The sequence below is a fragment of the Methanohalophilus profundi genome (assembly GCF_004137855.1).
Taxonomy (GTDB): Archaea; Halobacteriota; Methanosarcinia; order Methanosarcinales; family Methanosarcinaceae; genus Methanohalophilus; species Methanohalophilus profundi.
In genome coordinates, this window is the sequence record NZ_QBKB01000002.1 from 236,028 (window position 1) to 256,212 (window position 20,185).

Here is a 20,185-nt window from a genome sequence, read left to right on the forward strand (position 1 = left end):
AGTTTAGGGATAAAAGGTACAGGGCAAAATAATTGGAATATTTTCGTTGTACCTCTTGAAACCATGTTTTTCAACTTTAGTTATTGTTACTTCAGTAGTTCTCTAATTTTCCCTCCATCTTGTTCCTACCATTATTGAATTACCTTAAACACTGCACTACTAGCTGAATCCTTAACTTTCTCCTAAGCCATTCTTCAACAAACAGAATAAACCTGGCGAACCTGAACTTGTCTTTATCAATAGTTATTGGACCTGGTTTCACAATTGTAATATGCTTTTTCTGGAGGTATATCCATACATTTCTGAGCAGGAATGATATTATTGTAAAGAAATATCTGAAAGTTACATCTTTTGTTGATGTTCTTGGTTTAACAATATTTCTCATCCTGTAAGATGATTCGATGGAAAACCGCCTTCTGTAAACATTACTAACCTTCCTTGGAGACCACTTAACTCCATAACAACAAACCCAAGGTTTTCACATCCATATTTGCCTCTTTTACCTTTCATATACTTCACATCAATTACAATATCCAGTTGAACTTCTTGTTTTTGGGCACTCTTCATTACATATTCAGCAGACCTTGCTTTTCTCCCGTTAAGCAGTTGCTTAATTGCTTTTCCCTTTTTTACTACTGGTGTAATGTGAGATATCTCCTTGTCCTGTAAGAACTCAAACACATCAACTGAATAGAACTCTCGATCCAGACAAAGTACCTTGATATTGAAATCCAGTTCTTCGATCAGGTCTATGAAATAAGTGAGGTAATCAACCTTCGTTTTATTCCTTTCAACAGGAAGAACTGCAAGAGTATATCTCTCATTCTTGTTTATGATGGACAGTGATACATATGAATAAAAAGAGTTTGTTGACTTCTTGGCCTGACTACGTATCACATAGTTTTGATTGAATGAATCAACTTTTCCATAATATGGATCATTTGTAAAATCGATAGCAAACTCATACTTTTCTCTGGTTTTAGAGTACCGACAGAACTGTGAAGAAGAATGCTTTGATTTGTCTGGATAAGTTCTTCTAGACTTAGTTTCCTGAGATGATATCTCAAAGATGTTTCACAGGGAATCGCTTGATAGTGTTTTGATGCAGAATGAACTGAACTCTTATCCACTGCCATACACATGGCAGTGTAAAATAGATCTTTGGAGGTAAGTGAACCGTTTATCTTGATGTCGATATTCTCTAGAAGTGGTTTAAGAGCAGCATCAATACACTGTTTTGGTCTTAATTCTACCTTCTCACAGATCCTTGAATTGGATGGTAGAAATGACATATGGCGGCGTTCTCGCCGCATATAAAGCTATCGGGGGTGTTGTTAAGTTCAGATGCTAAAAATTAGCTAAGTACTGTACTTATTTAATGCATTTTTTTGCCTTAATCTCTTTTACATATTTTATTTTCACAACAGACAAATTATCTTCTATATTTCTCTATGATGATGCATTTTTTTTAAATTTAAATATCAGTTGTAGACAATCTCAGTGCAAAAAATAATACTATGCCTATTATTATTAATATTTGAATATATAAATGAATGGTGTAGCAATATATGACTAAATATCATTTCAAAACCTGTACCTTTTTTCTAAAATATATCTATATGTCATCGATATAAGGCCCTAATATCTGTTTAACCCTTTCATCAATGAGTTCGCTGATTTTCGACTCCATAATTGCCGAAACTTCAACGTTTGAACTGGCCGCTTCATTTTGATTCCTATAATTCTGATCTTCAGTTATTATTCCGTTTGCCTTTAGGATGGCATCATCTACATCTCGGCCAGAAAGATGTACATAGACACTTGGCATGTCTGAACCCTGTACCCGCCCAAAATATAAGTTCATTTGAGCCTCTGTCAGATAATTTGCCATGTATGTACATCTGGAATGTCGGAAAAGATGTGGATGTATTTTTTTGTTTATTCCGGCCTTTTTAGATATTTTCTTTAATCTCATGCGTATTGCATCATATCGTAATATCTCAAGAGAAGCGTTTTTATTGCCAAGTTTGAACCAGAGCGGTGCAATTGGATTCTGCTGCTCAGGATGGATTTTCAGCCATTCCTTTAGGTATTCTACACTCCATGCAGCTCAGACCCTTCTAAATGCTTTTATGAACAGATACATATCAACATGTAAAAGTACTCTGAGCATGAAACGTTGATCAGAATAATGTCGAAAACTTACTCACTATTTTCCTATACTCCTCTTTAGACTGCTGAACCTTATTCAAGTAATGTGCACTTCCAACAGTAGTAGGTGCACGGCCCTGAATGAAATCAGCTATGCTTTCTGTGATCCTTTCTTTTATCATAAAGTTCAGATGCCATTTTCGAATAGTCTTTGAAGATACACGATTATACTTTGTCAGTTTAATCAATGAACCGTATGACTTTAGAATATTGATGCTCTTGAGTTCAGGGATAAAAGATGTAGGAAAAAATATCTGGAAGGTTCTTTTTGTGCCACTTGAAAATGATGATGTTGGATAGTGAGCGACACCCCCATCCACCACTATGTTATTCTCATCAAAGTTTTCTAACATGGCATGTATGTGACTGAGTCGATTACCTGAGTATATCAGTAATTTGAATATTGGCTTAATTTCCTCTGTACAATCATTATATGCTTCCTGTATCTCCTCATCTGTAACATATATCTCAACGACACCAGACTGCTTGATCTTGATAAACCGCCTCCACTTTTCGATGCTGTATTCAGCTACATCATCGATATCCTCTTCCTCTAAGTAGTTCAACAGATTACGAAGTCCACGCGTTGCTTTATCATTAAGTTGTTGTGATCGGAATTCCTGTGGCTTATGCACAACTGTGGTGTCAAAGAATCTAGTCAGAGAGTTGTAATAATCATTTTTGGTTCTTTCGGATATGGACCTTGCATATAACCATTTCTTAAATGATTCTTTATGGTGAGCCCATACATCGTTTAGTAAAACCGGTTGCAGTTTTTCCCCAGCAGTAGGTTGATTTCCGCCTTGACATTCGAGGAGATGTACTCGCGAATCGCTATCAACGTCCTTCTTTACACGGCGAGGATCCTGAGTTCGAATCTCAGCGGGCCCACCAGACTTTTTATCGTCTTCTGATATTGTTTTTTCAAGATTGTTAAGCTTATTTTCCAGGGCTTTGTTAATTAAACATAGTTATATAGGTTGAGCGTCCATATATCTATATGAATTGTCCTAAATGTAAGAGTTCCAATCACAAAAAGAATGGTAAAGTCGATGGGCGTCAGCGCTATAAATGTCACGATTGCGGATATAACTATACCGTTGAGATAAAATCAACTGCTAGTTCCACTTCTGTAAAAAGACAGGCTTTACAACTCTATCTCGAAGGATTAGGTTTTCGTTCCATTGGGAGATTTTTGGGAGTAAGCCATGTTTCTGTGTATAATTGGATTAGAAAATTTGGCCAGGAGTTAGAGGACCTGAAAAGCGAAAATGATATAGAGATTGTTGAATTAGATGAGATGCATACTTATATTGGTAACAAAAAAAATATTGTTGGATCTGGATTGCTATTGGTAGAATTAGAAAAAGATTCATCAACTGTTCTTGTGGTAGCAGAGGCACAGAAACTGGAGTAAAACTCTGGGACAAATTGAGGGACATTGATATAAAAGAAGTCATGACAGATCACTGGAAAGCATATGCAGAGTTTCTTCCAGAGGCGATTCATACTCAATCCAAAGCTGAAACATATACCATAGAAGGATACAACAGTATATTTAGGCATTTTCTGGCAAGGTTGAGAAGAAAGTCTAAATGTTATACAAAGAGTCTTGAAATGTTACGGTATTCCGTCTTGTTGTTAATGAAGTACAGAAATAGAGAATTAGCAATATTTAATTAACAATGCCAACGAAGGGAAAATTCCATCACATTTGAAATTGAAGGTGATGGGATTGGTATAAAAGAAGAAAATCTGGATAAATTGTTCAAACATTTCAGCCAGCTCGATGAAACCACTAAAAAAGAATATGCAGGCACAGGATTGGGTTTGTCCCTTGTAAAAAAACTGGTTGAGTTACATGGCGGAAATGTGTGGGTAAAAAGTCAATACGGCAAATACAGTATATTCGGATTCAACCTTCCCTTAAGCCCCGATGATAATAACCTACAATAAGGAATGTAATCTCAAAACTCTGCATTAATAATACAATCACATCAAAGAGAATATTTTATACCCGATTACAATAAATACAATCATAACCATATTTTACTAAAGATTAACGTGGGGGTATTAGTTGATCAAAATAGTTGTAACACTAACTTTGTTATTATTCTTATCAGCAGGCATGGCAGGGGCCTGGCAACCGGAAACTTGCAAGGATTGTCATCTTGAAAAATATGAGATATGGAATTCTTCTGCCCATGCAGAATCCTTAAATGCTGCAGGTGGGTCGGTTGTTGATATTGAAAGGTGTACTGAGTGTCATGTTGAATCTTCCATTAAAGAAACCTGGGGGAGGGAAGATGTGGAAAACACAATTGAACCAATCACCTGTGAAGTATGCCATCTCCCCCCGGATGAAGGCTATGATGCCCATCTGGACACTCCATCAGCCCATATCCCGGAAGTTACCCTTTCTGCTGAAATGTGTGGGAACTGTCACAGGGATTCCCATCATCCAATCATCGAGGAATGGGATGAATATGACACTGAAAGCTTTGACATGGAGTCCATGGCAAGTCATTCAGAACCCACTGATATGGCGGAACCCTTCATTCTGGACAGGGATAACTCATGTGTCTCATGCAAGAGCACTGATGGGGCTATTCCCTCTCTGGAAAATGAAAGCATCTATGGCCTAAACCTGAATGATGTTCCACAGCCTGAAGATGTAGAAGAATGGCGTGTCACCTGTGTAGCCTGCCATGAACCACATTCCGCTGAATACCGTATAGAAGGAGCTTTACTCTGTGGGAACTGTCATAACGGTATGGGTGCCACGGCAGATGGTATGACTACGGAAATCCATCATCCCAACTGGGAGATGTATAACGATTCCATCTATAACACAGACAACCACCCTGAGATCAGGTGTTCGGATTGCCATATGGCTTCAAGGGAGTACAATGACACCACACATGAAACAGCCGTGACAGGCCATACGTTCGATTATGAACCCGAACTGTTATTCAGTTTAGAATCATCCGGGGAATGCTATGATTGCCATGATGAAGAGTTTGCAAAGGTTATTGAAACAAAACAGGATTTGATTGCAGAAAGGATTGAAGAACTTAAAACTGTGCAAAGCAATGCCAGTGTTGCTCTGGAAAATCTCAATGGTACGGCTTCCTATGAGACAAAACTTGAGGACTACAACAATGCAGTCTTTTACATGCATTTTGTTGAAGAGGACGGAAGTCTTGGTATTCACAACATGGAAAAGACCAATGAATACCTGGACAAATCAGATAAATTATTCAATTCTGTAACTGAAACTGAAGAGCCTGTTGAGCAACCCGGATTTGAAGCAATTGTTGCAGTCTTTGGCCTGATGTTTATGTTCTGGATAGCAAGGAAAAGGGATTGATTATCCCTTAACTTTTACTTTTCTTTGTTCTTTTCAATTTGCTCTCTGAGTGCCTTAATACCCATTGTAGGTGGAACTTTTTTCGGGCAGACTGCCACACATTTATAGACAAGGTCACAACCCCATACACCAGAGTCTGAATCAACAAAATCCAGTCTTTCCTTACGACTGGCATTATCCTCCCGGGGATCGAGATGCATACGCCAGGCTTTGGCAAGAGTTGCCGGGCTGAGGGAAGTATCATCTCTTGCAGCCACCGGACATGCACCGTGACAACAGGCGCACAGTATACAGTTGGTATACTTCTCAATCTTTTCCCGAAGATCCGGACTCATCAGGTTACCACCTTCGGGATGTTTTTCAGGAGAATTTATCCAGGGCTTGATAGAATCCACCAGAGTATAGAATGTATCCATATCCACTACAAGGTCACGAATTACCTTCAGGTTGGCCAGGGGTTCAATTAAGATTATTTCATTTTCTTCTTCTGACTTCTGGCCTGCTACAAATATATCATCTGAACCTTCTCTGGTATTTTCTTTTTTTAGCAATGCCTACCTGCGTCCTGCAGGCAAGCCGGGGAACCCTGTTGATAAGCATTCCACAACTTCCACATACTGCAACCCCGACAGGCATACCTGAAACAAAGACTGCCATCCATATGTTCCTGCACATAGAAGAGGGCCTCCAGTACCGTCATCCCGGGGGTTTCTTCGATCTCGAAAGTATCATACCACTCCCTGCTTTCATCCTGGCGCTTGATTTTCAGGTAAACCATCAGTATTCCCTCCTCTTTGGTTGGAACTGCGTAATCGTCACATCCTTGTATTCCAGCTTAGGTTCGCCATCCTCCAGATAGGCAAGAGTATGTTTTAGCCAGTTCTTATCATCCCTTTCCAGGAAATCGGTCCTGTAATGCGCACCCCGGCTTTCCTCCCGCACCAGTGCACCTTCAGTGATAACCCGGGCAATATCCAGCATTCCTTTAACTTCAAGTACATTCATCAATTCCATATTGAATGCCCTGACCCTGCTTTTCACATGGATGTTTTCACCCCGTTTTTCCAGGCCCTTCACACTTGCAAGCCCGGTTTCAAGATCTTCACGGTTGCGATAAACACCCACATATTTCTGCATGGCCTGTCTTAATTCATCTTTTACAGCGGCAAAACTTTCCCCGCTGTCACCCATCATTGAATCAATATTGGATCTTTCTTCCGCAAGGCTTTCATTGAGGCTGTCTTCAGAAGGCATATCAATGTTTTTCACAGCATTGGCCGCATGTTCCCCTGCTCTTTTTCCAAATACAATTGTATCAAGTAATGAATTGCCTCCCAGCCGGTTTGCCCCGTGCACACTGATACAGGCATATTCCCCAATTGCGTACAATCCGTCCAGCGGTGTCAATCCGTCTTTGCCGGAAGAGATGCCTCCCATGGAATAATGATGGCCGGGCTGTACGGGTATAGGCTCCTTGATCGGATCAACACCGGCAAAATCAATACATATCTGACGGATGCCGCTCAGTCGCTCATTGATCAGTTCCTTACCCAGATGGGTTATATCAAGCTGCACATAACCTCCGGGAAAACCCCGTCCTTCATCGATCTCGGTCTGGATGGAACGTGCAACGATATCTCTGGGAGCCAGTTCCATGGATTCAGGTGCATATTGATCCATGAATCTTTCATGGTCTTTGTTGTAGAGGTAGCCTCCTTCCCCCCTTACACCCTCGGTTATCAGTATATTGGTACCCCACAGCGTAGTTGGATGGAATTGGACAAACTCCATGTCCTGAATGGGAACTCCGGCGCGATAGGCCAGGCTGATTCCAAAACCTGTATTGATTATAGAGTTTGTGGAACGCTGGTATATACGTCCGTAACCGCCTGTTGCAAGTATAACCGCTTTGGCCCTGAATGTTTCCAGCTCAGAATCAAGCATATTGAGTGCCACAAAACCAGTACACCTATTGTTACCCGTGGCCAGGCGGGTTACCATCCACTCATTGTAGATCCTGACCCCGTACCTTAATACCTGTTCGTACAGGGTGTGCAGCAAATTGTGCCCCGTCCTGTCCCCGGCATAACATGTCCTGGGAAAGCCGGCACCCCCGAAAGGGCGCTGGGCTATTTTCCCATCTTCAGTACGGGAAAACAGTGTTCCCCAATTCTCCATTTCATAAACTCTTTCGGGCGCTTCCTTGCAAAGGATTTCAACTGTATCCTGGTCTGCAAGGTAATCACTCCCTTTTACTGTATCATAGGCGTGACTGTCCCAGCTGTCATCGGAACCTATGGATGCATTTATCCCTCCCTGTGCAGCTACGGAATGGCTGCGGATGGGTGGAACTTTCGAGATTACTGCCACATCAGCCCCATGTCTTTTGGCTTCAAGCGCAGCCCTGAGACCGGATAAACCTCCCCCTATCACTATAATATCATGTTCTCTCATTTCCTGCCCCCGTCATATTAATTGGATTTAACAAGTAATCAATTTCCTCTTTTGAAAGACCCAAATCTTTTTTTTCTACCACTTCACGTATGGTACTGTTTGTCCTGTGTGCTTCATATGTGATTTCCGCAGCCCTTTCATAACCGATTATAGGTGCAAGGGAAGTTCCCAGTGCAAGACTGGATTCTGCCATTTTTGAACAGTGATCTGCATTGACAGTTAAACCCCTGAGACAGCGTTCATTGAAAGAATCGATTCCCCCTGCCAGAATTGTTATCGAATTAAGAATGTTATGAGCAAGAACCGGTGTAAATACGTTCAATTCACATTGTCCTCCCTGTGCTGCCATCATTACGGCAGTATCGTTTCCAACCACCTGGAAACACACCATGTTCAGCATCTCTGCCATCACAGGGTTGACCTTACCCGGCATGATCGAGGAGCCTGGCTGCACTGCCGGCAGCATAATTTCCCCGAAACCGGTGCGTGGACCGCTGGATAATAATCTCAGGTCATTTGCAAGTTTGGTGAGATCCACTGCAATACCCTTTAAGACGGCAGAGGTGCCCAGAATAGCCCCTGCACCCTGTGTGGCTTCAAAGGGATTTTCCGCTAACCTGAAATCAATACCTGTGATATGATTCATTTCCTGAATCGCTGTATCACCAAATCCTTCAGGCGTATTGAGGCCTGTGCCTGTAGCCGTACCCCCCATATTGAGTTCCTTCAAATCCTTCAATACATTTTCCAGTCGTCGTTTATCCAGTTCCAGCATCCTCGAATAGCCACTGAATTCCTGCCCCAGGGTCACTGGCACGACATCCTGCAGATGGGTTCTGCCGGGTTTTACCACCCCAATATACTCCTTGGCTTTTGCATCAAGTTCATCCTGCAGGGTTTCCAGCACAGGCAGAAGTTCATTTATTATTGTTTCAGTGGCAGCGATATGGATTGCCGTATGAGTTGTATCATTGGAGGACTGGGACATATTAACATGATCATTGGGATGGACCACATCATAGCGACCCTTATGATAACCCAGGGTCTCAAGAGCCCTGTTGGCGATAACCTCGTTGGCATTCATATTCTGGGACGTACCGGCACCTGATTGGAAAGCATCCACCACAAAATGGTCATCAAATCTTCCACTTTGCACTTCCTGAGCGGCTTTGTAGATTGCCTCACCCGGCTTACGGTCAAGTTTTCCGGCTTTCATGTTGGCTTTTGCAGATGCCATTTTGATCGCAGCCTGTGCCCTGATAAAAGCAGGAGGCAGCCTCTGTCCACTTACCCTGAAATTTATCACAGCACGGGCGGTTTGGGGACCATAATAAACATCATCTGGTACCTCCACCTCCCCCAGTGTGTCTTTTTCAACCCTCACCATTGTATCACCTGTAACGGGCATTTTATACACCGGCTTTACGTCATTTCAAACCGGCAATTCCAAAATTCCCTTATAAAAATAAAATATCTTCAGTAATAAGTGTATGTAACTATCTGAAAATGCCCAGAGGGATACAGATTAATAATTATATTCCAGGGTGTGGAAGATCACATGCCTCATGCAAGATTTTGCCAGATCAAGAATCTGTTCTTCCAGATAAGATTTTGAAGGAAATTCGGGGTGGGATGTAGAAAAAAACGATTCCTTTATTTTTTCTCCTACTATATCATCACAACCACTTTCAACCTGTATTATCGTAGAACCTTCGCAATATTCATTATCAGCAAGCACGTTATCCCTGTCACCATCAGTAATTCCTATCAATGGTATTTCCAGACGTTTCAGGATGCTTCCTGCAATCGCCGTGGTGTCATCCCCAACTGAAATTACCAGATCCGCTTTTCTTGCCAGTTCGAATGTCCTTTCTGCTTCATGATTAATCAGTACAGCCCGACAGGACTGGCGCTTATGGACATCAATTCTTTCCCGGTTCATTGATTCCAGAACAGGAGTGCGGCGTAAATTTCCACTTTTAATCCATGCGTTTTCAGGGTCAATCCTACCGATGTATGAAGTAAGTTTTTCCACACCATGTTTTTTCAATTGCCCGCCTTTAATGGCAGTAACAATCCCATCCTCAAATATTAATTCCACATCCTCATTATTGGCGTAACCGATTACAAGGCCGTTGACCATAATGGATTCTCCGGGCAGGACCCCTGAAATCGTGCGTATCGTTTTATGACCGTTTTTTCTGATAGATGGCTGCCTTGCAGTTTCAGGGTACACCAGTGGCATACCCAATTTCCTACATAGCCAGTATACATCGGGATTTACATCTTCTCCCCTGTAAATAATTCTCCCATCCGAATTTCCGGGTCTTTCAACCTGTACAAGTGGGACTTCAATATCCACTCTATCCGCTACCATATTTCCAAAAACAGTCCCGCTTTCAATGGTTTTTCCATGATTTAGCAGGAATACACAGTCACACTCTTTTGCAAGTTCAGTAATCGCCTCACTGGGTTTGCTCAAACTCCAGATGTCGATTAAATCTTCAAGAAAGGAATCCAGCACGGCCAGTTTACACATAGTCCCGGCGGCTACGGCATACACATCTGCTCTTGCTGAAAGAAGTTGTATTATTTTCCCCGCCCAGCCACTGTCTATTATTTCCGGGCCGTGTATTATAATTCCATATTTCATCCTGTCATCCTTGTACTTAATGTCTCATAGGTGAAGATAAATTTATATCTTATCGATTCAAACCCTCAACCTGACAAAAGTCGGTCTATTCTGAGTAATATTCATCCCCTCCATTTTACCGTCATATGCGACTTTTGTCTTCATTGCAAATAAATGAGGACCGAAAAAATGACCGTAATCACTGTACCTTATGGTAACGAAAGTATTGATGTCAACATTCCGGATTCAAATATGGGTGATATCCTTATGCCCTGTGAAATGGAAGTAGAATCTACCCCTGAGGAACTTGTAAAAAATGCTCTTGCAAATCCGGTAAACAGCAAGCGACTTTCCGAAATCGTGACTGCAGAATCCAGTGTAGCCATCATAGTCAGTGATATTACCCGTCCATCCCCTTCTTCAACAATGCTTCCCTTGCTTCTTGAAGAATTGAAATCCAGAGGATGTACCGAAGAAAATGTAACGGTGGTCTGTGCCCTGGGACTTCATCGCCAGCAAACTGAAGAAGAGATTAAAAATATACTTGGACCTCTTTATGGAAAAGTCAGATTTATTGAACATAATAAAGAGAATTGTGTAAAGGTGGGAACAACTTCCAGAGGGACTCCGGTAGAAATATTCAGGCAAGTTTATGATTCCGATGTAGTGGTGTGTACCGGTAATATTGAATTCCACTATTATGCAGGTTACAGTGGAGGGGCAAAAGCGATCCTTCCCGGAGTGAGTTCCAATAATTCTGTTATTACAAACCATAAGATGATGACTATTGAAGAGGCAACTACCGGTAATATCGACAGTCCTGTAAGACAGGATATGGAAGAAGCGGCTCACATATTCGGCCCGGATTTTTCACTCAATGTGGTCCTCAACAGCAAAAAGGAAATCGTCCGGGCTGTAGCCGGTGATATTATAGATGCCCACCGAAAAGGAGTTGACTGTGTGGATAAAATGTACAAGGTGGAAGTGGAACCTGCAGACGTTGTCATTACAGCAACCGATGTCTCAAAGGGAATGAACCTCTATCAGGCCTACAAACCGCTGGACAATGCAAAAAATGCAGTTATTGACGGAGGCACCATCCTGCTTGCAGCCCCCTGCAGAGAAGGGTTTGGTCATGAAATATTTGAACGTTGGAGCCGACAATGCAGTTGTCCTCTGGAAACCGTTGAAAAGTTTGACTCAGATTTTGAATTCGGGGCTCACAAAGCGGCATTTATCGCACAGCTTGCAATGAAACATAATTTGCTCATGTATTCAGAAATGCCTGAAAAAGATGTACAGGATGTATTTTTCAAGCCTGTACCAGATATCCAGCAGACAATTGATTCAATCATTGCAGAGAATCCGGCCGTGAGAATCCATTTCATGCCTCACGGCCAGAGTACCCTGCCGATTCAAAAGTCGAGAATTTGAAAAGCTGCTTACTTATGCGTGATCATGTACCCAGAAATCACCTTCCATGGTGACTTCTTTTTTCCATATGGGCACCTCTGACTTTACTCTTTCAATCGCATCACTCAGGGCTTTAAACAACTCCTGTCTGTGGGCTGATGCTACAGCAATGTACACGATATCCTCTCCCCGCATGAGCCGGCCACTTTTGTGATGGATTAATACTTCGATGATTCCTTCTCTTTGTTTGAGGTCATTACAGATCTTTTCTATACGCTTATCAGCAACGGTATCATATTTCTCAAATTCGAGCATTTTTGTGCTGATATCATCTGTCTCCCCTCTTACCACACCTGTAAAAGTACCGATACTTCCAGCCAGAGGAAATTCAGGTATATGACGTATTTTGTCAATCATACTGTTCAGGGTTACGAATTCGGATGTTTGTTGTACAATTCCTGCAACTTCATCCATATCCCAGTCCGAACAGGGAGCAAGCCTGAGTACAACATTCCCTGCTTCCTCTTCCACCTCTCCCAGCATTATTTTGGGCAAATCACTATTTGTAGCGCCTTCCACGATAGCGTAATCTATCCCCCTGCCTGCAAGGACTTCAAGAGCTTGCTCCAGGCCTGCCCCACGTTGAATAGAAACCATACCTTCCTCGGAGACTGCAGTCACGTTTTCAGCCCCAGAATCGAAATGTTTACCCGTATCTTTTTCGGGGGAATCAAAACGATGATCCTGCATGAGCTTTACAGTACCAACTTTACCCTTCAAAGCAAGTTTTTCCACCAGCCTGCAAACAAACGTTGTCTTGCCGGTATTTTTGTAACCAATAACAGCTACGGCTTTCATAATTATGGCATGGAATTATAAGTATAAGTAGGCATTGGATTGGCTTACATAATTTGATAATTATGATATATTACGAATTATTTATATATAAGATGATTATTTATATAATGTATGGATGAGCAGAAATTAAGGGTACAGGATATGCCCCCGGAAGAAAGGCCAAGGGAGAGAATTGCAAAATATGGGCCATCGGGCCTTTCCAATACGGAATTGCTTGCAATAATCCTGCGAACCGGCACGGCTAAAGAAAATGTGATCAATCTATGTATTCGTATTTTTTCGAATTATCCTATCAAAAATTTGAGTCAGGCCAATATCACAAAACTGACCGAAATCCATGGAGTAGGGATTGCAAAGGCTTCCCAGATCTCTGCTATATTCGAACTGGCCCGCAGGCTTGAGAAACATTCAGATGAGCCGCTGCCACGCATCCGTTCCCCGGATGATGTGTACAAACTCCTGTATCCACAGTTGAGGTGCCAGAAAAAGGAACATCTTACAACCCTTCATCTTGATACCAAAAACCAGGTCCTTCGGGAAGAAGTGGTATCTATAGGCAGCCTGAATGCCAATATCGTTCATCCGAGGGAGGTATTCAAATCAGCCCTTCTGGAATCAGCAGCTTCTGTTATTCTTACACATAATCATCCATCGGGAGATCCCACACCAAGCAGGGAAGATATAAATATCACCCGTAAACTCGTTGATGGTGGGAAAATACTTGGAATTGATGTACTGGATCATGTGATAATCGGGGAAGGAAAATTTGTGAGTTTGAAGGATGAAGGATATATTTCCTGACAAAAGATTTAAAGCATTTTCCGATAATTATCCAGCCTAATGAAAGAGTTAAAACTTGATGAACCGTACTCGATTCCCTACAGGGCAATCTATGCCATATGTGATGAAACGGATGAATGTGCGGAGATAATTGAACATAGTAACTGTTATGGTGGTGCTGCATGGGCCAGGCACCATTATTCCCACTCCCCTATTGTCCGGCAGGTAAGGACACTGGGAAATATGACCCGCTATCTTGTAAAAACCGGTAAGGTACCCCTTGAACTAAAGCCATCGTCTGCCGCTGCAGGTATTGAAGCAGTAGAGGTCAAAGATAATGAGGTTGCAATCACCTATGCAGGACTGGGCGGAGGTGGTGTCGGTGCCACGCGTTGTCGTGCACAGGCAGCCGGAGTTGTGCGTTCTGAAACCACGCCTTCTGGAGGAGGAAAAGCGGCAAAAGGTACCATCGTTGTCCCAAAACGCAAGCGTGTACTGATAGGAATTGATGATACTGACACCAAAGAAACAGGTGCTACCTGGTGTCTGACCCACAACATCGCAAAAGAACTGGATTGTGTGGAAAGTGTATACCTCTCCCACTCCCTGGTGCAACTTTTCCCTGTATCGGCAAAACCCAGAACTGTGTTTCAACAGTCCTGGAATTTGGATGTGTGGATGAGAGGGCACAGAATGCACTACTTGAAAATATTCGCAGTGCACTGGAAAAGTACAGTGTATCAAAGGATACAGGAATGGTTGTCCTTGACTCCTTTAATGCTTCCAGTATTAAGGAATACAGTAAATTGTGCAGGTCTGCTGAGCTGACCTATGAGTTTGCAATGGAGTATGCTGAAAGTAATGGTGTGGATATCTGGATGGATGGTAAAGGTGTAATAGGAGCCCTTGCTGCCCTACCCTGGTTTGCCAGACCTGATGATTCGGTAATAATGGATGCTGAACTTCCATGAATGAACGTCAAATAAGCGGGAAAGAGGTCATATTAAAGGCTGCCAGACTGCTGGAAATTAAGCTGGTCAGTGCGGTTGCAGGCTATCCTGTTACTTCCATTGTGGACCTTTTCAGAAATGATGATTTTTGGGCGGACAATACTTTCTGGATGATCAATGAAAAAGTGGCTCTTGAAACTGCCCTGGGGGCCTCGATTGACGGTCGCAGGTCTTTTGTCCTGACAAAACATGTAGGCATGAATGTACTCTGTGACCCTCTGGTTACATCCGCCACCCATACAATAGGTGCAGGTTTAGTGATAATCGCAGGGGATGACCCCGGCGCCAAAGCCTCCCAGAATGAACAGGACTCACGCTATTTCGGACCTCTTGGCGAAGTACCTGTCTTTGATCCTGCAACTCCTGAAAAGTTGTTTGGTTCACTGACAGAAGCGATCGAACTTTCGGAAAAGGCAAGTATTCCTGTTATAGTCAGAGTAACTTCCCGTCTTCTGGAATCGTTTTGTGAAAGTGCCTTATTGCAACCAAGAGGGTTGGTACCACCTGAATTTGACAGGTCTGTATGGGACTACACCATGAAAGGCAAGCATCAGCTTTTCCATTCAATGACATACCCTTTAATGGAAAATTATTCTCAATCACAGGATTGCCTGTGTCATATCAATACAACAAAAACAGGTATTATTTCCTCAGGTTATCCTACCTCCCTTGTGGAAAAAATCATTGAAGAAAGTAACTCCGATATTTCACACCTGGCACTGGATATGGTTTACCCACTGCCTATCAAAAAATTGAAAAAATTCATTGATGACCATGAATATGTGCTTGTGGCTGAGGAAACAGAAGATTACCTTGAATCCCATATTTCAGTCGAAGACACCATAAAGGGCAAATCCACAGGACATATGCCCCATGGTAAAATAGAAACCGAAAATATACTGCATGCTCTTGAAAATATCGAAAAATCACATATTAATAAAGAGGTCAAACTCGAGACTATTAAAGAGAGAGGACCACGCTCCATCTGTGATACATGTCCCTATCTGCCTCTCTACAGGGTGCTTGGTACAATAGATAAACCAATTGCAGGGGACATGGGTTGTTCCATATTAAGCACATCTGCACCTCTTCAGGCCGTGGATGCAGGTTTTGCACTTGGCTCTGCAATATCGGTCGCCTGTGGGTTCAAAGGAAAAGGTATTGCAGTCATAGGAGATTTCGGCCTGGCACATACAGGTCTACAGGGATTAATCAATGCAAAATCCAACGGTTTTGACCTGCTGGTTATTATACTGCAAAATGATGTTGCAGCTATGACGGGAGGACAGGATGTCGCGGACCTTACTCATGTTCTTGAAGCACTTCATAATGACATTGAAGTGGTAGATTTTGCAGAAAAAATCAAAGAAAGCGAATTGCAGGCCCTTCTGATGGAAAAAATGGAAAAAATGGGAATATCCATAATACTTGCAAAGGGTACCTGTCCTAAATACTGAGGAGATACATTATGGTAAAAGTTGCCTGTATCCAGATGGACGTTGAGCATTGTAATAAGAAAACAAACATCGAAAAAGCCATTGCTTTGGGTGATCGGGCCCTTGCTATGGGCGCTGAAATAATTGTATTCCCGGAAGTGTTTTCCACAGGTTTCTGTTATGAACAGATGGATAAACTGGCTGAAAAGCCACCCTACCCCACAATAGGACAACTTGCGGATTTTTCAAAAAAAAACAAATGCATCCTTATCGGGTCAATCGTGGAAGAACTGGATACTGAAACCAAACCCTATGCCAATCTTGGGTTCTGTATTGAAAATGGTATAATTAAGGGAACTTATCGCAAAATTCACCCCTTTGGGGAAGAAAAAGGCCACTTCTCCCCGGGTGATTCCATTCAACCCATAAAACTTGAAAATATATGTATCGGATTGGAAATATGCTACGAGATAAGGTTTCCTGAAGTGGCACGCAAACTTGTGCTTGAAGGAGCCAACTTACTGGTGACTATTGCCCAATTTCCGGACCCCCGGGGCAATCACTGGAGAATCCTGGGTCCTGCCAGGGCAGTAGAAAACCAGATTCCTCATGTGATGTGTAACCGCACAGGTGAGGATCCGACCAAATCGTTCCCTGGAAGTTCCATGATTATTGATGCCCTGGGAAATACTCTTGCAGATTCCGGCCGCGATGAATGCATAATCATGGCAGACATCGACCTCTCACTTGCCAAAGAACTATCCAGTAAAATACCTGTACTGGATGACCGTAGGGAAAATCTGTATTCCAATTGAGATTCAGATCCTAACTTCGATACCCAGGATTTGCTTTTTACCTTTTGCAATATCCCTGGCCATACGGGCACATCCAGTAGCTGCACTCCATTTTCCCAGAATCCAGGGTTTCATATCCAGATAGTGATGTATTTTTTTCACAAGAGAATCCACTTCTGCCATAGAGCCTGCAAGAAAAAGACGATCACATGTTGAATAGTCCTTTAGCAGGACATTCATGGCTTCTATTTCCATGGATGCAAAAAGAGCAAGAGTATCAATTGCAAATTTTGCCTGATCTTCATTATCTTTTAATCCATCCAGCAAATCTGCAGTGTTTTTATAAGATGTATTTTTCAGCACACCACTGTTCATGAAAGCTTCATTTGCACCACACTTCCCGGCATCAACCTGCCTTATTGCTTCAAGATCAAGAGGGCCGTGTACGGTCCCGGGTGCGAAAATACAGGCATCAAGGGCACCTACAACCTCCCCGTTTGCAACAGCCAGAGTTACAGTATTTGAACTGATATCTGATACAATGAAATTATTAATGCCCCTGGATAATGCATCATAGGCAATTCCAAGTTTTTCGGGGCTTGTAGAATGAGAAAATAGGTTCATTCGGGAATCCGTATGGCTGTGTGAATGTATCCCCGGTATTACAACAGCTGGGATTTTCACCTTCTTGATAGTATCAAATACCAGAGTTCCCGCACCAGTCTTTTTGCCGACTCCCTCAATACTTCTTACCCCACGATTCTGGACATCCTGTATATCCATAATATTGACAATTCCATCTCCCATAGAATAAGTCAGGGCAACCATTTCAATCTGTTCGGTCCTGATATTGAATTCCTTTTCCATCAATTCAAGAATTGCACTGCCTTCCATTCCCTTCATGTCTGTTCGGGGAACTTCAAAGTAGAAGAAATTTCCATGTTTATCAAGAGCTGCAAAACGCATTGCATTTGTGCCGTGATCAATACCTAGATACATACACGGGATCACTCCATAAACATTGCATTTAATTCCTGCATTATTCTTTCCCCTTCTTCTTCTTTCCCAACGCTTGTAACGATTCTTACTTCCTGGGAAGAAGTACCATGTGTCAGGAGAGCCCTCAAATTGCCCCTACTATCCGGACGAAGAATTTTCACATCTATCTTCCCACCGGGGGCACTTTTACCTTTAACAGTAATTACTGAAGGGATTATTCTTTTGACATCGGGATGATTACTGATTATTTTGAGCAGTTTCTTGCCATGTCTACCACCTATGATGGTGGAATGCGAACCCCCTAGCTTGCTCTGTAAGGTGGAATTAGGAGTCATATATAGGAGCCGTGGTTTTACTTTTCAAAAAAAAAGAAAGATTAGATGCTTTGCACATCACTCATATCCAGCAGTGGAATGCCTTCTTCATAAAGTGTTTCAACAGCGGTTTTCAAATCATTAACCCGTATTATGAGGAACGCTTTTTCTGTTTTTGTTACAAAAGCGTAAGCATAATCGATATTGGCACCTTTTTTGCCAAGTACCTCCGCTATTGTTGCAAGCTGGCCAGGTACATCTTCCATCTGTATACCCAGAACATCTGTTTCGGAGACTGTAAAGCCTGCATCATGCAGGACACGATGTGCTTTTTCCGGCTTGTCTACTACCATCCTTATAATTCCGAAATCCCCTGCTTCAGCGATAGTAAATGCTCTTATATTAACGGATGCCTCTTTGAAACTGGATGCAATATTTGCAAGGCGGCCTGGCTTATTCTCTGCAAAGAGTGATATCTGTTTGATAAATTTTTCATCCATGGAATCATCAACCTGTGGTGTTATAATCTATAAATTACCCTGAAATTCTTTATAGCTTTCTATTATCGATTACCTTTTTGGATTTGCCAATAGACCGCGGAATTGTCCCCTGCTCTACCAGTTCAACACCAACAGAAAGATTGAGCACACTCTTTAGGGCAGAAGCAACCTTTTTCTCCAGGGAGATTATGTCATTGACCTTGTCACTAAAGGCTTCATCATTCATTTCAATCTGTATCTTCATTGTATCCATTTCATTGATACGATCCACATGTATCATGAAATGTTCTCCAACTTCGGGCATCTTCATAAGCACGGATTCTACCTGTCCCGGGAATACGTTGATTCCACGTATAATCAGCATATCATCCACACGTCCGGTAACCCTCATTATTCTGGGATGTGTGCGCCCGCATTCACAGGGTTGCTTGTTCAGGATTGTATAATCTCCTATCCTGTATCGGATAAGAGGCAGGGCTTCTTTTGTAAGAGTGGTTATTACAAGTTCTCCCCTTTCTCCTTCTGGCAGAGTATCTCCAGTTTCAGGATCTATTATTTCCACAATAAACTGGTCGCCCCAGATATGAATTCCGTCCTGACAAGTACACTCAGTAAAAAGTGGCCCACTGAGTTCGGATGTGCCAAACACATCATACGCCTTAATGCCTGTAGCGTCTTCCATACGCTTGCGCATTTCCTCAGTCCAGGGTTCGGCTCCGAAGATACCGGTTTTCAGGCCGGTATCCTTCTGGAAATCAATACCCTTATCCTTTGCTTCTTCTGCCATGTAAAGGAAATAAGAAGGAGTACATGCAAGCGTAGTGGTACCGAGATCCTGCATCAGTTCAAGCTGTTTATCAGTGTTACCAACACTAATAGGCAGGACGGTGGAACCCACTTCTTCAGCACCATAATGCAGCCCGAGCCCACCTGTAAAAAGACCGTATCCGTAACTTACCTGAAGGACATCTCCCCGACCTACGCCAATTGAGGTTAATGCTCTTCCCAGGGATTTGGCCCACTCATGGATATCACTTTTGGTATAACCCACAACCGTCGGTTTGCCAGTGGTACCTGAAGAAACATGGTAGCGTACAAGCTGTGTATCAGGTACACAAAACATTCCTTTAGGATAATTGTCCCTGAGGTCCTGTTTATAGGTAAACGGAAGCTTTTGCAGGTCCTCCAGGGTCTTGATATCTTCCGGTTTCACCCCGGCTTCATCAAAACGTTTTTTGTAAAAAGGAGAGTGAGTATAGACATAGTCTACAAGATGGCGCAACCGCTCCTCCTGAATCTGTTCCAGCTCATCAAGGGGCATTCTTTCAATCTGTGGGTTCCAGTATTCGATCATGTTATCACATAACAGCCATTTTGTCATGTACAAAGTACATCATTATCTATGGTATTTGAA

General features: G+C 42.4%; 21 protein-coding genes and 1 pseudogene. 9 read left to right on the plus strand and 13 right to left on the minus strand.

Annotated elements, in window-relative coordinates; genetic code table 11:
• Positions 1-139: 139 nt before the first annotated feature.
• The 3 genes and pseudogenes from C9889_RS01235 to C9889_RS09990 all read right to left on the minus strand — a co-directional run bounded on the left by C9889_RS01235 (position 140) and on the right by C9889_RS09990 (position 2,777).
• Positions 140-1,265, minus strand: a pseudogene (locus C9889_RS01235) (ISH3 family transposase).
• A 350-nt stretch (positions 1,266-1,615) separates the two neighbouring features.
• Positions 1,616-1,975: a hypothetical protein gene (locus C9889_RS01240; protein ID WP_164999243.1), complete on the minus strand. Its 360-nt coding sequence runs from the start codon at positions 1,973-1,975 to the stop codon at positions 1,616-1,618.
• A gap of 208 nt (positions 1,976-2,183) precedes the next feature.
• The gene (locus tag C9889_RS09990; protein WP_164999244.1) at positions 2,184-2,777 is read right to left on the minus strand and encodes an integrase; all 594 of its coding nucleotides are present in this window, start codon (positions 2,775-2,777) and stop codon (positions 2,184-2,186) included.
• A 434-nt stretch (positions 2,778-3,211) separates the two neighbouring features.
• On the opposite strand from C9889_RS09990, the gene C9889_RS01250 reads away from it, so the two are divergent.
• The 3 genes from C9889_RS01250 (at position 3,212) to C9889_RS01260 (ending at position 5,581) form a co-directional block, all read left to right on the plus strand.
• Positions 3,212-3,894 (plus strand): IS1 family transposase gene (locus tag C9889_RS01250; RefSeq protein WP_129596577.1). Its coding sequence is split into 2 segments (ribosomal slippage): positions 3,212-3,532 and positions 3,535-3,894, totalling 681 coding nucleotides; the frame shifts between segments, so codons are not numbered across the junction.
• 24 nt (positions 3,895-3,918) lie between these two features.
• Positions 3,919-4,167 carry an ATP-binding protein gene (locus C9889_RS01255; protein ID WP_129596580.1) on the plus strand — a complete coding sequence of 83 codons (249 nt, stop codon included), beginning with the start codon at positions 3,919-3,921 and terminating at the stop codon, positions 4,165-4,167.
• A gap of 121 nt (positions 4,168-4,288) precedes the next feature.
• Complete coding sequence (locus C9889_RS01260) at positions 4,289-5,581, plus strand: multiheme c-type cytochrome (RefSeq protein ID WP_129596582.1); 1,293 nt, start codon at positions 4,289-4,291, stop codon at positions 5,579-5,581.
• A gap of 14 nt (positions 5,582-5,595) precedes the next feature.
• Here the strand turns inward: C9889_RS01260 and C9889_RS01265 are convergent, their stop codons facing one another.
• The 5 genes from C9889_RS01265 to C9889_RS01280 form a co-directional block, all read right to left on the minus strand.
• Positions 5,596-6,132, minus strand: a complete 537-nt coding sequence (locus C9889_RS01265) for a succinate dehydrogenase/fumarate reductase iron-sulfur subunit (RefSeq protein ID WP_225419931.1) — start codon at positions 6,130-6,132, stop codon at positions 5,596-5,598.
• On the minus strand, positions 6,126-6,359 hold the full coding sequence (locus C9889_RS10240; protein WP_225419932.1) for a 2Fe-2S iron-sulfur cluster-binding protein: 234 nt from the start codon (positions 6,357-6,359) through the stop codon (positions 6,126-6,128). The genes C9889_RS01265 and C9889_RS10240 overlap by 7 nt, the downstream gene beginning before the upstream one ends.
• Entirely contained in the window at positions 6,359-8,035 is a 1,677-nt protein-coding gene (locus C9889_RS01270; RefSeq protein ID WP_129596584.1) for an FAD-dependent oxidoreductase, read from the minus strand. The genes C9889_RS10240 and C9889_RS01270 overlap by 1 nt, the downstream gene beginning before the upstream one ends.
• Positions 8,022-9,443 carry a class II fumarate hydratase gene (locus C9889_RS01275; protein WP_191985812.1) on the minus strand — a complete coding sequence of 474 codons (1,422 nt, stop codon included), beginning with the start codon at positions 9,441-9,443 and terminating at the stop codon, positions 8,022-8,024. Before C9889_RS01275 ends, C9889_RS01270 begins: the two co-directional genes overlap by 14 nt.
• Before the next feature lie 117 nt (positions 9,444-9,560).
• Positions 9,561-10,688: a DUF2117 family protein gene (locus C9889_RS01280; RefSeq protein WP_129596586.1), complete on the minus strand. Its 1,128-nt coding sequence runs from the start codon at positions 10,686-10,688 to the stop codon at positions 9,561-9,563.
• A gap of 168 nt (positions 10,689-10,856) precedes the next feature.
• Here C9889_RS01280 and larA point away from each other — a divergent pair, with 168 nt between their 5' ends.
• Positions 10,857-12,101, plus strand: coding sequence for a nickel-dependent lactate racemase (gene larA / locus C9889_RS01285; RefSeq protein WP_129599345.1), 1,245 nt, complete (start codon positions 10,857-10,859; stop codon positions 12,099-12,101).
• A gap of 12 nt (positions 12,102-12,113) precedes the next feature.
• Here the strand turns inward: larA and C9889_RS01290 are convergent, their stop codons facing one another.
• A complete protein-coding gene (locus C9889_RS01290) occupies positions 12,114-12,938 on the minus strand; it encodes a molybdopterin synthase (RefSeq protein WP_129596588.1) in 825 nt (274 codons plus the stop codon).
• A 111-nt stretch (positions 12,939-13,049) separates the two neighbouring features.
• Between C9889_RS01290 and radC the strand changes: the two genes are divergently transcribed.
• From radC to C9889_RS01310, 5 genes are read left to right on the plus strand one after another with little or no spacing between them, the layout of a single operon-like run.
• Positions 13,050-13,739 (plus strand): RadC family protein, encoded by a 690-nt coding sequence (gene radC, locus C9889_RS01295; RefSeq protein WP_129596590.1) that lies wholly within the window; start codon positions 13,050-13,052, stop codon positions 13,737-13,739.
• 39 nt (positions 13,740-13,778) lie between these two features.
• Entirely contained in the window at positions 13,779-14,546 is a 768-nt protein-coding gene (locus tag C9889_RS01300) for a hypothetical protein (RefSeq protein WP_318531465.1), read from the plus strand.
• Complete coding sequence (locus tag C9889_RS10950; RefSeq protein ID WP_318531466.1) at positions 14,525-14,689, plus strand: hypothetical protein; 165 nt, start codon at positions 14,525-14,527, stop codon at positions 14,687-14,689. The genes C9889_RS01300 and C9889_RS10950 overlap by 22 nt, the downstream gene beginning before the upstream one ends.
• Positions 14,686-16,185 carry a thiamine pyrophosphate-dependent enzyme gene (locus C9889_RS01305; RefSeq protein WP_129596592.1) on the plus strand — a complete coding sequence of 500 codons (1,500 nt, stop codon included), beginning with the start codon at positions 14,686-14,688 and terminating at the stop codon, positions 16,183-16,185. Before C9889_RS10950 ends, C9889_RS01305 begins: the two co-directional genes overlap by 4 nt.
• A gap of 11 nt (positions 16,186-16,196) precedes the next feature.
• Positions 16,197-16,979 carry a nitrilase-related carbon-nitrogen hydrolase gene (locus C9889_RS01310; protein ID WP_129596594.1) on the plus strand — a complete coding sequence of 261 codons (783 nt, stop codon included), beginning with the start codon at positions 16,197-16,199 and terminating at the stop codon, positions 16,977-16,979.
• Positions 16,980-16,982: 3 nt separating this feature from the next.
• Here the strand turns inward: C9889_RS01310 and C9889_RS01315 are convergent, their stop codons facing one another.
• From C9889_RS01315 to C9889_RS01330, 4 genes are read right to left on the minus strand one after another with little or no spacing between them, the layout of a single operon-like run.
• A complete protein-coding gene (locus tag C9889_RS01315) occupies positions 16,983-17,957 on the minus strand; it encodes a methanogenesis marker 12 protein (RefSeq protein ID WP_129596596.1) in 975 nt (324 codons plus the stop codon).
• 8 nt (positions 17,958-17,965) lie between these two features.
• On the minus strand, positions 17,966-18,292 hold the full coding sequence (locus tag C9889_RS01320; protein WP_072358266.1) for a DUF2103 domain-containing protein: 327 nt from the start codon (positions 18,290-18,292) through the stop codon (positions 17,966-17,968).
• A 41-nt stretch (positions 18,293-18,333) separates the two neighbouring features.
• On the minus strand, positions 18,334-18,771 hold the full coding sequence (locus C9889_RS01325) for an ACT domain-containing protein (RefSeq protein WP_129596598.1): 438 nt from the start codon (positions 18,769-18,771) through the stop codon (positions 18,334-18,336).
• Between the two features lie 49 nt (positions 18,772-18,820).
• Positions 18,821-20,125 carry a phenylacetate--CoA ligase family protein gene (locus C9889_RS01330; RefSeq protein ID WP_129599349.1) on the minus strand — a complete coding sequence of 435 codons (1,305 nt, stop codon included), beginning with the start codon at positions 20,123-20,125 and terminating at the stop codon, positions 18,821-18,823.
• Between the last annotated feature and the right edge of the window lie 60 nt (positions 20,126-20,185).

Excerpts from the sequence above, each read along its gene's own strand:
- larA (WP_129599345.1), top strand. The coding sequence starts at position 10,857 with ATGACCGTAATCACTGTACCTTATGGTAACGAAAGTATTGATGTCAAC.
- C9889_RS10240 (WP_225419932.1), bottom strand. The coding sequence starts at position 6,359 with ATGGTTTACCTGAAAATCAAGCGCCAGGATGAAAGCAGGGAGTGGTAT.
- C9889_RS01315 (WP_129596596.1), bottom strand. The coding sequence starts at position 17,957 with ATGTATCTAGGTATTGATCACGGCACAAATGCAATGCGTTTTGCAGCT.
- C9889_RS01300 (WP_318531465.1), top strand. The coding sequence starts at position 13,779 with ATGAAAGAGTTAAAACTTGATGAACCGTACTCGATTCCCTACAGGGCA.
- C9889_RS01310 (WP_129596594.1), top strand. The coding sequence starts at position 16,197 with ATGGTAAAAGTTGCCTGTATCCAGATGGACGTTGAGCATTGTAATAAG.
- C9889_RS01290 (WP_129596588.1), bottom strand. The coding sequence starts at position 12,938 with ATGAAAGCCGTAGCTGTTATTGGTTACAAAAATACCGGCAAGACAACG.
- C9889_RS01325 (WP_129596598.1), bottom strand. The coding sequence starts at position 18,771 with ATGGATGAAAAATTTATCAAACAGATATCACTCTTTGCAGAGAATAAG.
- C9889_RS01320 (WP_072358266.1), bottom strand. The coding sequence starts at position 18,292 with ATGACTCCTAATTCCACCTTACAGAGCAAGCTAGGGGGTTCGCATTCC.
- C9889_RS01240 (WP_164999243.1), bottom strand. The coding sequence starts at position 1,975 with ATGAGATTAAAGAAAATATCTAAAAAGGCCGGAATAAACAAAAAAATA.
- C9889_RS01280 (WP_129596586.1), bottom strand. The coding sequence starts at position 10,688 with ATGAAATATGGAATTATAATACACGGCCCGGAAATAATAGACAGTGGC.
- C9889_RS01305 (WP_129596592.1), top strand. The coding sequence starts at position 14,686 with ATGAATGAACGTCAAATAAGCGGGAAAGAGGTCATATTAAAGGCTGCC.
- C9889_RS01275 (WP_191985812.1), bottom strand. The coding sequence starts at position 9,443 with ATGCCCGTTACAGGTGATACAATGGTGAGGGTTGAAAAAGACACACTG.
- C9889_RS01270 (WP_129596584.1), bottom strand. The coding sequence starts at position 8,035 with ATGAGAGAACATGATATTATAGTGATAGGGGGAGGTTTATCCGGTCTC.
- radC (WP_129596590.1), top strand. The coding sequence starts at position 13,050 with ATGGATGAGCAGAAATTAAGGGTACAGGATATGCCCCCGGAAGAAAGG.
- C9889_RS01330 (WP_129599349.1), bottom strand. The coding sequence starts at position 20,125 with ATGATCGAATACTGGAACCCACAGATTGAAAGAATGCCCCTTGATGAG.